The 13,296-nt window shown below is 37.5% G+C and carries 10 protein-coding genes; 2 read left to right on the top strand and 8 right to left on the bottom strand.

The annotated features are described in order from the left end of the window. Positions 1 to 121: 121 nt before the first annotated feature. The 6 genes from FJR04_RS21550 to murC form a co-directional block, all read right to left on the bottom strand. A complete protein-coding gene (locus FJR04_RS21550; protein ID WP_168498615.1) occupies positions 122 to 3,409 on the bottom strand; it encodes an Eco57I restriction-modification methylase domain-containing protein in 3,288 nt (1,095 codons plus the stop codon). 80 nt (positions 3,410 to 3,489) lie between these two features. After that, the gene (locus FJR04_RS21555; protein WP_168498674.1) at positions 3,490 to 4,065 is read right to left on the bottom strand and encodes a Uma2 family endonuclease; all 576 of its coding nucleotides are present in this window, start codon (positions 4,063 to 4,065) and stop codon (positions 3,490 to 3,492) included. A gap of 186 nt (positions 4,066 to 4,251) precedes the next feature. Beyond that, positions 4,252 to 4,725, bottom strand: a complete 474-nt coding sequence (locus FJR04_RS21560) for a low molecular weight protein-tyrosine-phosphatase (RefSeq protein WP_168498618.1) — start codon at positions 4,723 to 4,725, stop codon at positions 4,252 to 4,254. 66 nt (positions 4,726 to 4,791) lie between these two features. Then, positions 4,792 to 5,139 carry a YbaB/EbfC family nucleoid-associated protein gene (locus FJR04_RS21565; protein WP_168498620.1) on the bottom strand — a complete coding sequence of 116 codons (348 nt, stop codon included), beginning with the start codon at positions 5,137 to 5,139 and terminating at the stop codon, positions 4,792 to 4,794. A gap of 116 nt (positions 5,140 to 5,255) precedes the next feature. Next, entirely contained in the window at positions 5,256 to 6,254 is a 999-nt protein-coding gene (murB, locus tag FJR04_RS21570) for a UDP-N-acetylmuramate dehydrogenase (RefSeq protein ID WP_168498622.1), read from the bottom strand. A gap of 101 nt (positions 6,255 to 6,355) precedes the next feature. Further along, the gene (gene murC / locus FJR04_RS21575) at positions 6,356 to 7,816 is read right to left on the bottom strand and encodes a UDP-N-acetylmuramate--L-alanine ligase (protein ID WP_168498624.1); all 1,461 of its coding nucleotides are present in this window, start codon (positions 7,814 to 7,816) and stop codon (positions 6,356 to 6,358) included. Between the two features lie 650 nt (positions 7,817 to 8,466). On the opposite strand from murC, the gene FJR04_RS21580 reads away from it, so the two are divergent. Then, positions 8,467 to 9,480, top strand: coding sequence for a type I glyceraldehyde-3-phosphate dehydrogenase (locus FJR04_RS21580; RefSeq protein WP_168498626.1), 1,014 nt, complete (start codon positions 8,467 to 8,469; stop codon positions 9,478 to 9,480). 105 nt (positions 9,481 to 9,585) lie between these two features. Here FJR04_RS21580 and thiL read toward each other — a convergent pair whose 3' ends face one another. Continuing rightward, the gene (gene thiL, locus FJR04_RS21585) at positions 9,586 to 10,608 is read right to left on the bottom strand and encodes a thiamine-phosphate kinase (protein ID WP_168498628.1); all 1,023 of its coding nucleotides are present in this window, start codon (positions 10,606 to 10,608) and stop codon (positions 9,586 to 9,588) included. Between the two features lie 61 nt (positions 10,609 to 10,669). Between thiL and FJR04_RS21590 the strand changes: the two genes are divergently transcribed. Next, the gene (locus FJR04_RS21590) at positions 10,670 to 11,305 is read left to right on the top strand and encodes a type I restriction endonuclease (protein WP_168498630.1); all 636 of its coding nucleotides are present in this window, start codon (positions 10,670 to 10,672) and stop codon (positions 11,303 to 11,305) included. A gap of 226 nt (positions 11,306 to 11,531) precedes the next feature. Here the strand turns inward: FJR04_RS21590 and FJR04_RS21595 are convergent, their stop codons facing one another. Then, positions 11,532 to 13,289, bottom strand: a complete 1,758-nt coding sequence (locus FJR04_RS21595; protein ID WP_168498632.1) for a pentapeptide repeat-containing protein — start codon at positions 13,287 to 13,289, stop codon at positions 11,532 to 11,534. Between the last annotated feature and the right edge of the window lie 7 nt (positions 13,290 to 13,296).

A 13,296-nucleotide genomic window follows, 5' to 3' on the forward strand; every position in this document is an offset into this window, starting at 1 on the left:
TATTTAATTTCTTAATCCTGAAAATCCTAAAATCCTGGAAATCCTGATTCAGACAAATATTTAATTTCTTAATCCTGTACTTCGACTTCGCTCAGTAACCAGATATCCTGATTCAGACATATTATCTAGAAATCGGCATTCTTGGAGGTGCGGTTTTCCACATTAAATCAATTTCTTCAGGTGTGAGTTGATAAGCTTGATTAACCAAATCAGAAAGACGATGTTCTAAACTTAAAACTTCATTTTTGCGACTTTGAATTTCTGGAACATAATCATTATGAGCCTTACGTAAAGCCGTAAAAGCTGGTATACTTAAAGGATCTGAAGATTTTTTAGCAGTTTTTGGTTTTGGCATTCTTTTTCTAACTTCTTCTACAAAGTCCGCAAATTCCAAAGTTGCGAAATCTTCTAGTTTATTTCCCAGTTTCTCAATTTTGTATTCTATTTGCAACCAATCTAATACTTCTTTATAAACTTGTCCGTTGATTTTGGTAATCTCAATTAACCGCGTGACAATTGCTTCTACTTCTGCGCGAATTTCTGCTGTAGGTTGTGCAATAGGTAGAGTTTCCATTAACTCACCAACAGGTGTTAAAGCATCATCTTTCATGTGTGATAAAAATCGCCAATTATACCACCATATAAGAGGAGAATTGAGAACTCCGAGAATATATAAATCACCTTTCGGCAAAATAAAACCTTTATTATTTGTAAAAAAACCATCACTATCATAACTGTAAGCTGGATGAAATTGGATTTCCTGATAAATAAGTTTAGGTTGTTCAAAAAGATGATAAAATGCTGGTGATGCTTGCCATTGCCACCATAACTGTTTACCTGCTCTAGCTTCTAACTTATTTCTATAAATTTCTAAATGTTGTTTAATAATAGGATATTGTTCTATATCTATATCTTTGTGTCCAAAAATTATCCAAAGTTTATCCCATTCAGGAATCCATCTTTTAATATCCTGTCCTCTTAATAATGGTTTGATAATTTCTGATGATTTTGGGTCAGATTGAATTAACTTATGCTTAGTAGCTTCATCTATTATAAAAGCTTCATTAAAACCTGTCTTTATTCCATAACAAGGTTTAACTCCAGCAAACTCCTTTAACGGAACTCCTACCCGTTGAATTTTCCGCATTAAATCATCAACCGCAGGAGGTTCTAAACTCCAAGCATTAGCAGTAAAACGCGACCAAGGAATAGTATAACTGTTTTGTGGATTCTGCACATATTGAGAGAGGTTAATATTTTTCAACTCCTCACGGGGAACAGAACAAACTAAAACCAATTTTTTCCCATTCTCTGTATTGAAAACTTCAGATTTCTTCGCTGCGATAATACAGGGAAAAGTATCAGCGTCTTCAAAAATTGGTGCGTGTCCAAAATCAATAATTTGTTCAAACACACTTGACTGAGAAAAGAACCGACGCAAAGGTTCACCATAACCAGAACGCAACCATTTATTAGTCACAATATAAGAAAGAATTCCTTCCGGTTTGAGTAAATTTAAACCCTTCTCATAGAAATAAATATAAATATCCGCAACTCCATCATAAGTTTGATAACTTTTATGTAAATAAGGCTTAAATGGTGATAACAACTCCTGACGAATATAAGGAGGATTTCCAATTACCACATCAAAACCACCCTCAGCAAAAACTTGAGAAAATTCACTTTCCCAAATAAAAGGTAACTCTGTAAATTCTAAATCAGCAACTATGGAATTACCAATTTTAATATTATCATCCAAATAAGTTAAAGCTTTTCCCTGAGTTGCAGTTTTTAACCACAGAGATAACTTAGTAATTTCTACCGACTCAGGAGATAAATCCACACCAAATAAATTATTACTGAGAATAGTTTTATCTAATTCAATCTTTACTGTAGTTTGATGTTTCAGAAATTGCAAATTATCATTAACTCGTTGATACTGACTTGCAAAATAATCAAAAGCTGCAATTAAAAACGCACCAGAACCACAAGCAGGATCAACAACTCGCGTTTTTACTAATACTTCATCTCGGTAACTTTCCCAAAATTGAATTTCTTTTTTTTGGTGTTGTGCTGTATCTACAAATTCCTCTAATTTAAACTTTTCTCTTAATTCATCTTCGCGTTTTTGCAAATATCCACCAATTGCAACTTCAACAATATATTGAGTAATATAAGCAGGAGTGTAAAATACTCCTAACTTTTTCCGTTTACCTTGTTTCTTATCAAATTCCTGTTTAGCAACATCCGCTTTTAATTCTTCTAAATCTGTAATTGACTGTTCAAAAATTCGCCCTAAAATATCTACAGAAACTTCCGAATCAAAATCAAAGCGCGTCAGTTGTTTAAGTTGATTACATAAAGGATCTGGAATATTTAATTGTTCATCTAAAATTGGATCATGTTTAAATAAACCACCATTGTAACCAGGAATTGGTGGATCTTCATTACCTTGGTCAACCCAACGAAAAACAGCTTTATAATTTTCCCAAATTGGTCGAGGATTATAAGCGTCTTTACTATCATGGGCTTTAGTAATTGTCTTTTCTGGTAATAGTCCTCTACTTTCACAAAAAGCAATAAATAAAATTCTGTCTAAAGTCTTTTGTGCTTTCTCAATTAATACTTGATCACGATTAGGAATATCTAATGAAGCAAAAAAACGAAAATGTTTAACGATATTTAATCTTATTTGTTTATATTCTTTATAAAGTTCTTTAGTAATGTCCTCTTGTGCTTCCTCAGAAGTCGCTAACAACCTATCAATTGTAGATATATCTTTAACTGGTAAAAAGCTTTTCCGACAAAGCAGAAAATAAAATCTTTTAAAATCCTCTAAATTTGCCAAATCAACTAATAAAAACTTTTCATAATAAGCCGGAGTCTTATTAGTATGATATAATCGCAACTCTCGATAATTAGAAATAATAATCCAATGACAATCAGGAGTATAATTAGCATAGCGCCAACCCTGATCAACTGCGGATTCTTTTCTCCCTGGTGCGGGTCTATCTAAATCATCTTTTGTCCCTTTTAATTCAATTGGTGCAACAACTTTACCCTGTAATTTTACCTTACCTTTATTATTTTCCGTTGCGGTGAAAAATCCCAAAGCAGCATCAGCAGTACCCCCACCGTCAGCAATAGTTTGTTCTGCATGAATTTCCCAAACTTTCCCACCACCTGCAATAATGGAAGAATAACCTAAAACGTCTTGAAATACATCTTTGAGAAAATCACCATGTAAAGAAACCTCTTTTATTTGGTTAAGAGTACCTGAATTAAAAGCCTCAATCCATTTTTTAATAATTGTGTGCCGTTCTTCTAAATCTGAAGGAAATTTAAAATTACCCAAAGCATTTTTTAACGCTTTTTTCTGAAATAAAGCTTTAGAAACTTGTTGATTCATAACTATAATTTCTCAATGTATGTAAATTTAAATTTAGATCCCCTACTTCTTAAAGAGGTCGGGGATATGAAAAATCACTTTTAACAAGGTGGTAACATATCAGATAAACAAATTTGCAAATCAGGAAACTCTAAAGGTGACACTGTTTCAGTTTCACCAAAAATTACCTGACTTTCATAACCATTTTGAGTCTGGTTTCTGAAAATGTGTAATTCACGTTTCACCACATCCAAAACCCAATAATCTTTAATTCCTGCCAAAGAATAAGCTTGAGCTTTAGTTTCACAATCTAATTTTAAACTACTATCTGCAACTTCAATAATTAAATAAACTTCCGATGGTGTAGGATGATGATCTGCATATTCCAAAGGATCAATTTTCACAACCGAAATATCCGGTTCTGGTTCAGACCGTTCATTCAATTTTACTGGGTCTTGAACACATATTAAAGCCCGATTTTCCAATCTTTTTTTTAGTACATAGTTTATTCTTCCCGTTGCTGAACGGTGCGCTGTTGTTTTTACACTTTTACAAAGTATCTTTCCTTCTAACAATTCTACCCGTTCGTCTGGTGCAAAAATACCCGCGTCATTCATGCGGTGATATTCTTCTACCGTCCACAAACGCAATTGTAGATTTGTTTCCGTACTTTGCATAGCGGCTTTAATCACCTTGAGGTGTTTAGATTCACTCTTATTTAGTCTAATATATTTCTTACTTTGCGCCTTTGCTCCTTTGCGCGAAACTTTCAATATATTGTGGTTTACTTACTGCTGTAAATTCAAAAATGAAATCCCCGGTTTCTTCAAGAAATCGAGGATCTAAGAATATGATATTTTTGATTACTTCTGCGTGATATATTTTAGCAACCCTTCACAGGCATCCATTAGTAAATCAATAACTTGATTAAAGCCCTCAGTTCCCCCGTAATATGGGTCTGGAACTTCCTTGAGAGTGTGTGTAGAGCAAAAATCGCACATCAACTTAACTTTAGAATGATATTGCCCAGAACGGTCAACAGCGAGGATATCATCATAATTATTGCGGTCCATTGCCAAAATCAAATCAAACTCTTGAAAATCCGAGAGTTGAAATTGACGAGCTTGGCCTTTGAGTTTAAATCCTAACTTATTTTCCGCTGCGGCGCTCATGCGTCTATCCGGTGCTGCACCGATGTGATAACCAGCAGTACCAGCAGAATCGCAAAGAATTGTTTTACTCAAGCCCCCTTGGTCAATGAGATGATTCATAATATTTTCTGCCGAAGGCGATCGGCAAATATTACCAAGGCAGACAAATAATAACTTATAGGTCATGTATTTTAATTTTTGTGTCAGTTGTCAGTTATTTTATACTACTGACCACTGACTACTAACTACAGATTACATTCCAGGTAACTCTAGTCCACTAGTTAAATCTTCCATACGTTCCCGCATGGTTTCGGTAGACTTTTTATAGGCATCTTTCATGGCCGCAGCAACTAAATCAGAAAGCACTTCTGCACCTTCTTCTAAAGCAGATTGAGCAATTTCTACGCGTTTGGGTTCTTGGTTGCCACTGACAACAACTTTAACGAGTCCACCGCCAGATTCTCCCAGAATCTCCATTTGCTCCAATTCTTCTTGAAGACGCTTTGCACCTTCTTGAACTTGCTGCGCTTTTTTAAAAGCTTCGGCTAGTTCTTTCATTTTGCCTAAGCCAAAGCCAAATCCTTGTCCTTTTTCTGCCATAACTGGTTATCCGCTGTACGGTTAATTACAAATCAAATTCAATTATAGATGCGCGGGGTAATTGGTAATGGGTAATTGATAATTGTCAATTGTCAATTGTCAATTGTCAATTGCCTTTAGTAAACTGCTTGAAACTCACCCAACATCTTCACTTCTGGTTCTAGCCAAATTGACCAACGTTCTTGCACCTCATTTTGAATATGACGAATTAGATGGAAAATATCACTGGCTTTAGCTCCGCCCCGATTGACAATAAAATTAGCATGAAGTTGGGCGACTTGCGCTCCACCTAATTGATAGCCTTTGAGTCCAGTTTGTTCGATTAACCAACCCGCAGTATAAGGTTTGGGATTTCTAAACACACTTCCACAACTAGGATAGCTGTAAGGTTGGGTGCTGAGGCGGTGTTTTTTATGTTCCTTAGTTCTCTCTGTTACTTGGACAGGATCTGCACCTGGTTGGAGTTGGAAGGTGGCTTGAGTTACAACCCTTTTACCACCTTGTAGCAGTGAACTGCGGTATGTGTAGCCTAATTCCTCTGGGGTGAGAGTGGCCAAAGTTCCATCTGGTAAAAGAACTTGGGCGCTAACTAACATATTTGCAATACAGCTATTATGCGCTCCAGCATTCATGACCACAGCACCCCCGACAGTTCCGGGGATACCCACAGCCCATTCTAATCCTTCCCATCCCAAAGCGGCTGCGTCCCATGCTAAACTGGGGATAGGCTCTCCAGCGGACACAGTTAATTGACCTGTAGTTGAGTTAAAATTTTTAGAACGGAGATGACGAGTAGCGATAACTAAACCGGGTATACCGCGATCGCTCACCAACAAATTAGAACCAGCGCCTAATATAGTTACTGTTAAATCATTTTCTTTGGCGTACTCAATACTGGCTTGCAACGCTTCTAAGTCACGAGGAGAAACGTACCATTCAGCTTGTCCCCCAACTCGGTAAGAAGTAAACGCTGACAAAGACGTTTGGGTTCTGAGAGTACAATTAGTTCCTGGTAAGTAAATTAATTTACTATTATCCACATGATCTTGCATTTGGCTTTGTGGAGTCAAATCAGAAAATTCGCAGACCTTGCCAAATCCCTGGGAAGTTATCATCTTTACTTCAATGTGTGAATTTGTGACATTTGTTATTTATTTACCGTAAAAATCCGGTATTTAATGAACTTATCAAACCCTGCTAGATGCAGTTCTTCATCCTAAGATGTAGCAATTGCTGGTTCGCTCATCGTGGCAATAAGTTCAGGAATAGCCTGATTCAAATTACCCGCACCTAAAAACAGTGCTAAATCTCCCGGACGTAGGGTTTGCAGTAAAAACTCACTCACTAAAGGTAAAGTTTGTTGATAAACTACTTGAGGGTTTTGTTTGCTAATTGCAGTGGCTAAATCTTGTCCACTGACTTGTCCTAAATCAGGTTCACCTGCACTGTAAATATCAGTCAAGACTACTAAATCAGCATGGGTAAAAGACGCAGCAAATTCTTCTAAAAATGTTAGTGTTCGAGTATAACGATGGGGTTGGAAAATTGCAACTACCCTTTGTTCAGGTCTAGCTTGAAGACGGGCTGCGGCTAAAGTCGCACGAATTTCACTAGGGTGATGAGCATAGTCATCAATAAAAGTAATCCCAGCCGCCTCACCGCGGAACTCAAACCGTCGTCTTGCACCTTCAAAGGTGGCAATACCTTTGGCAATTTCCCCAAATTCTAAGCCCAAGAATCGGCCTACAGCCACTGCTGCTAAAGAATTGCTGAGGTTATGATGACTCAATAGCTGTAAATTTAATAAACCCAAGGCTTTACCTTTTTCCCATACCAAAGCAGTTGTGCCGTCAGCACGATAATCTATATTGGTAACGGTGTAGTCAGCCCCTTTCTCTGGGTCAAGACTATAGCTAATAGTTGGTTTTAAGCTATGGCGCACTGTATCACAATCAATACTACCCACTAAAGTTTTGCAACCTTGAGCAAAGGTTTGGAAGGTACTAACCACCTCTTCTAAAGTTTCGTAGTGATCAGGATGATCTAATTCAATATTAGTAATAATGCCAATCTCTGGCGCGTGTTTTACCAGAGAACCATCAGACTCATCTGCTTCTGCCACTAAATAACGGCTTTCACCCATTCTGGCATTACCTTCCCAAGCTTTGACTTCACCACCAACCAAAATAGTCGGATCAAGTCCAGCTTGCAACAGCATATAACCAATCATGCTACTAGTGGTAGTTTTGCCATGAGTTCCTGCCACAGCAATACTGTAATAATCAGCAATCAAAGCGGATAGAACATCAGAACGATGAAAAATTGGGCAACCTAATTCCAGAGCAGCTTTATATTCCAAATTATTGGTATTAATCGCTGTGGAACAAATTACTTGGGGTAAAACTGTTTTCGCTGCCGATAACTTTTCTGGTGAAGTTAATAAAACAGCATCAGCCGCTACTTCCGGCAGAAAAAATTCCAGATTGTTTGCTTCTTGCTTACTAAAAATGTGAGCGCCTAAAGTTTCTAACTTGTGCGTCATATGGTTAGGACGCAAATCTGAACCAGATACTGGTAATTGGCGCTTGGTTAAAACATAAGCCAAAGCAGACATTCCAATCCCACCGATTCCAATGAAATGAAATGGTCTACCACTAAAATCTATAGAAATACTCATCTTATTCTCCTCTTACACCACACCATACCGAATCACATAAGACACGCGTATCATAACAGGATTTTGATTTTTACAGATACTAACTATCCCATCCAAAATGTTCATCCCTGCTGAATGATTAAATTTTGACTTTGGTTTTTTTCTTTGAGCGAGATTATCCCCCTGTCGAAAATGATCACTATTTATAATCCGCTCCTATGATTATTCTGAAAATTTCTGCTACATCGGGAAAGAAAATTATGTAAATTTAAATACATATTTTGGGTACTTTTTGACAACTAGTAGTATGGCCTTGAGTATAGCAACTTGCATCACTTGCCTAAAGCCTCTATCGGAATTGACTACAATAGTACATTGGTAGTGAAACTATTATTCAATTTATAAAAATCATGATTGGTGATTGGTGATTGGTGATTGGTAAGAATTATTTCTCCTATTCCCTACTCCCCTGCTCCCTGCCTCTTCTCTGTCACCTGTCACCTGTCACCTGTCACCTATCCGCTGCCCCCTCGACTCTCATGGTTTATAAATAAAATCTGTATTTTTTTTTTGTTCTCAGACTTTCTCGTTATAAATAGCCTCCCTCTTTGCGATATGATTGGGGTCAACGATATCAACTTATAGGCATAAATACAGAGGGGCAAGACACTGTGATTAGAGTTGCAATTAACGGTTTCGGGCGCATTGGACGTAACTTCGCACGCTGCTGGGTAGGTAGAGAAAACAGCAATATTCAACTGGTCGGTATTAATGACACATCCGATCCTAGAACTAATGCTCACTTGCTTAGATATGACTCCATGCTAGGTAAATTGCATGGTGTAGACATTAGTGCTGATGATAACTCCATCACCATTAATGGTAATACAGTTAAGTGCGTATCTGATAGAAACCCCGATAACTTGCCCTGGAAAGAGTGGGGAATTGACCTGATTATCGAATCAACAGGTGTATTTACCAGCAAAGAAGGGGCTATGCGGCACGTAAATGCCGGAGCTAAAAAGGTTCTGATTACCGCTCCTGGCAAAAATGAAGATGGTACTTTTGTAATCGGTGTAAATCATGAGGATTATGACCACAACAAACATAACATCATCAGTAATGCTAGTTGTACAACCAACTGTTTAGCTCCAATTGCCAAGGTATTAGATGAAAAATTTGGTATCATCAAAGGCATAATGACCACTACCCACAGCTACACAGGTGATCAGCGTTTACTAGACGCTTCCCACCGTGATTTGCGTCGGGCTAGAGCAGCAGCTATCAACATTGTTCCTACTTCCACTGGTGCAGCAAAAGCAGTAGCTTTGGTACTTCCTCAGTTGAAGGGTAAGTTAAATGGTGTTGCTTTGCGTGTACCAACTCCTAACGTTTCCATGGTGGATTTCGTAGTGCAAACTGAAAAGCGCACTATTACCGAAGAAGTTAACCAAGCTCTTAAGGCTGCGGCTGAAGGTCCTCTGAAAGGCATTTTGGGTTACACCGAATTGGAACTTGTATCTTCTGATTATCAAGGTACAAATGAATCTTCTATCGTTGATGCCAATTTAACTATTGTTATGGGTAATGACATGGTGAAAGTCATGGCATGGTATGACAATGAGTGGGGTTATAGCCAACGTGTTCTAGATTTGGCTGAATTAGTAGCTGCAAAATGGGCTTAATTGTTAATTGTCTTTTGTCAGTTGTTCGTTGTTTCAATACCACTGACCACTGACTATTGATTAATGGGCGCAGGCCTTTGACTAATGGGCGCAGGCCCTGCGCCCCTACTGACCGAAATGTTGAAATCCCTGGCTGAGGCTCAGAACTTGGTCGGGGATTTCTGCTTGTTGATACTGGAGAATTACTGTTGAGCCGGGGGTGATTTTGCCGATTATGGCTGCACCTGTGCCTAGTTGTTGCACTAATTTTAATGCAGGTTCTAGTGGTAAACATAGGACTAATTCAAAATCTTCGCCACCATAAAGGGCATATTCTAATGATTTTTCTGGTGTTAGCCACTCTTGAAAGGCTGATGGTAAGGGTATTTTATGAGATTCTATAATTGCACCGACGTGACTGGCTCGGCAAATTTGTAATACTGCATCTGCTAAACCGTCGCTGCTATCCATACCAGCTACAGTAACTTGAGGTTGGGATTCTCGGATTTTTTGGAGGATGGGTATAATATCTAAACGTGGTTTGGGGCGCTGGTGTGCGGTGATTAAAGCCGCCTTTTCTTCAGTTTTGAGGTGTTGTCCGATTTTTGGGTGTAAGAGTAATTCCAAGCCTACATGAGAACCGCCATGAGTGCCTGTGACGACTATCACATCTTCTGGTTGAGCCGTGGAACGCCGGATCATGAAATTGGGGTGAGCTTGACCAAAGGCAGTAATTGCTAAAGTGGTAATGGGCGATCGCACAATATCACCACCAACTATAGGCACATTGTACTTTTGCAAGCATTCTGTCATTCCCGCATATAGTCTTTCCACCCAACTAACAGTTACATCACCAGGTAAACCCAATCCTACTGTTATTCCCACCGGAGTCGCCCCCATTGCGGCTAAATCGGATAAATTAGCCGCCGCAGCCCGCCAACCAGCATCCTCTGGTGAGGTGGTAACATCACTAAAATGCACGCCGTCAACGAGCATATCTGTAGTAACTATTAAAGATTGGTTTGGTAAGGTTTCCAAAACTGCCGCATCATCTCCAATTACATCTGGTGGACAAAACCGTTGTAATCTTTCTAAAAGACCTTGTTCACCAATATCTCGAATTCGTAGGGAAGATAAATCTTTATTCATAATAAAATTTACTGATTACTTTACAGACTAAAATAAAAGTATCATCTAGGAGACTATTGATATGGTTTCTACAGTTGGCATCACAGACACCATTAAAAGTTTGAGTGATTTACAAATTCGTTGTAACTTACACCAAGCAGAAGATGAAAACTTTTTTAATGAATGGTTAACAGACTTACCCCAACTTAATCCACAAGAACAATCAGGTGTTACTCGTATCAAACAGCGTTATGATTATCATCGCGTTGATGGTCTATTATTAGAAGGGACAATTAATCTTTTAGTCGTTTCGCCACTTTTGGAACTTGCAGGTTTTTTAGATTCTCCTTACCGAATTCGCTCACCTTATGGGATCAATTTAGAAATTGAAGAACCTGAAGAAACAATTCGCGGTTTTATTGATGTCCTTATTGTACAAGAAAAACTTTGGATTTTTGTGGTTGAATCTAAACGAAATAGCATTCCAGTTGTCACAGCAATACCGCAGTTATTAGCCTATATGTTAACTACTCCCCTCCGGGATAAATCTGTATTTGGTATGGCTACAAATGGCGATGAATTTATATTTATAAAACTCGCTATCACAGACAAACCTCAATATGAGGTATCCCGCACATTTTCCCTGTTTCCCCGACGACATGAATTAGGTGAAGTTTTGCAAATTTTAAAACGATTAGGAGAAGCTGTTATTGCATAATAGTGGTATGAATTATGTTATGCCTACAGCACGCTGCACGAACGCGCAAAGTCGCAAAGTTTGAGATTTTAATTTTTTAATTTCATATTCCAATTCTGGGCGTTGCTGATTAAGAGTATGATTTTGTTTCACGCAGAGGCGCAGAGTCACAGAGAGTAAGAGTTTGAACTCATTAATTTTTGAATTTCATACCCTAATTTAGCAACGCCACTTTTTTTGTTAAATTCTAATCATGGGTTGTTCCATCTGGCATAATTGCACCAGTGAGATTTGCTTTTTCTAGATTTGCACCGCTGAGATTTGCATCTTTTAAGTTAGCTTTTTCTAGATTGGTACTTCTCAGATTTACTCCTCGCAAGTCTGCTGAAGTTAAGTTAGCTCCATCTAATTTTAAAGCCTGGAGAGATGCACCACAAAGGTTTGCTTTACTCAAATTAGCACCACTAAAATTACCGCTAAGAGTGACACCAATCAAATTTACTCCACTAAGATTAGCACCACTGAGATTTGTTACACCATCAAATTTTGCACTTATCAAATTTGCTCCAGACAATTCAGCAGCTGTTAAATTGGAACTTTGTAACGCTGTTTGCATTAAATTTGTATTAGTTAGTTTCGCAGCAGTTAAATTAGCAGAAGATAGATTTGCTTCACTTAAATTTGAGCCACTTATATTTGACTGAATGAGTTTCGCATTATTCAAATTTGCTTTAGTTAAATTTGCGCCATTCAAGTTAGCCTGGCTTAAATCTGCACCTTGGAAATTAGTAAATTCGAGGTTTGAATTTGCTAAATTAGCACCAGTTAAATTTACTTGACTTAAATCAGCACCAGATAAATCAGCCTTTGCTAAAGAAGCACCAGAAGCAATTAAATAAGCATCAGCTAGAGAAATAACACAATCTTTAGGTAATATTGTTTGTAGATTGTAAATAGCTTTTTGGAGATTTACATCTTCAAGATTTGCACCTTCAAAATTTGTTTCTAAAAGATTAGTATTACTCAAATTAGCATTATTAAAATCTGCTCTAATTAGCTTTGCTTTTCTCAAATTTGCCTTACTCAAATTAGCTCCCGTTAAATTAGCACCGCTCATGTTAATTTGATAAAGATGCGCTCCCGTTAGGTTGGCTTTTATGAGTTTGACATTTTCTAAACTCACTGAGTTGATTTTTATATTCTCAAGATTGGCATTATAAAAATTAGCTTCATTCAAGGTAGAATTAGATAAGCTACCATTACTAATATTTACACCCTGAAGATTTGCACCATCTAATTTTCCATAGGTTATACTAGCACCTTGAAGATTAGCATTTTTGAGATTGGCTTGACTAAAATTAACTCTACTGATACTTTTCCCACTCAAATCTACACCAGCTAAATTAATTCCTGTAAAATCTCGTTCTCCAGCTTCATAGCTGCACCAAAACTCTTCTGCACTAATAGGAATATCCTGACAATCTTCCTCTGCTACATAAATCCTATTCACTAACCACATTATTCTCTCAAGCTGAAATTCTAAATCTCTGGAATTTCTACTATTTTCCGTCTCTTCTGCAACTAAATCAACTTCTTCATTATTACTTTCAACAATATCAATATTTTTAATAATAACTTCTTTTTCTATCAAAATACCTTGACTTTCTCGCCGTTCTACCCTTTCAAAAAACTCCTTGACTATTTCTGCATCATCCAGAGTTTTTATCTCAGTTGAATTTTCATCACCATTCAAAACTTCACTCACATTAGACGACAAATTTAAACACTTTTGCAACTCAGCCACTTGAGCAGTTAACTGGATTATCTCTTGTTGCATAGTTTGAATTAGTTCTAATTCAGGTCTATTGTTAAATTCCTGTTTTAGTTCATCAAAATACTGTTTTAACCAAGAAATATTTTTGCGTCTGAGATTTTGCTCGGCTTCAACTTGAAAAATCCGATCTGCCAAAGATGCTAAATTGAGTTCTGATTCCGAAGTATTCATGAATTTT

This window comes from Anabaena sp. UHCC 0204 (genome assembly GCF_009711975.1).
Lineage (GTDB): Bacteria > Cyanobacteriota > Cyanobacteriia > Cyanobacteriales > Nostocaceae > Dolichospermum.

Bases quoted from the DNA above. Each gene is read 5' to 3' on its own strand.
- FJR04_RS21550 (WP_168498615.1), bottom strand. From the start codon at position 3,409: ATGAATCAACAAGTTTCTAAAGCTTTATTTCAGAAAAAAGCGTTAAAA.
- FJR04_RS21555 (WP_168498674.1), bottom strand. From the start codon at position 4,065: ATGCAAAGTACGGAAACAAATCTACAATTGCGTTTGTGGACGGTAGAA.
- FJR04_RS21560 (WP_168498618.1), bottom strand. From the start codon at position 4,725: ATGACCTATAAGTTATTATTTGTCTGCCTTGGTAATATTTGCCGATCG.
- FJR04_RS21565 (WP_168498620.1), bottom strand. From the start codon at position 5,139: ATGGCAGAAAAAGGACAAGGATTTGGCTTTGGCTTAGGCAAAATGAAA.
- murB (WP_168498622.1), bottom strand. From the start codon at position 6,254: ATGATAACTTCCCAGGGATTTGGCAAGGTCTGCGAATTTTCTGATTTG.
- murC (WP_168498624.1), bottom strand. From the start codon at position 7,816: ATGAGTATTTCTATAGATTTTAGTGGTAGACCATTTCATTTCATTGGA.
- thiL (WP_168498628.1), bottom strand. From the start codon at position 10,608: ATGAATAAAGATTTATCTTCCCTACGAATTCGAGATATTGGTGAACAA.
- FJR04_RS21590 (WP_168498630.1), top strand. From the start codon at position 10,670: ATGGTTTCTACAGTTGGCATCACAGACACCATTAAAAGTTTGAGTGAT.
- FJR04_RS21595 (WP_168498632.1), bottom strand. From the start codon at position 13,289: ATGAATACTTCGGAATCAGAACTCAATTTAGCATCTTTGGCAGATCGG.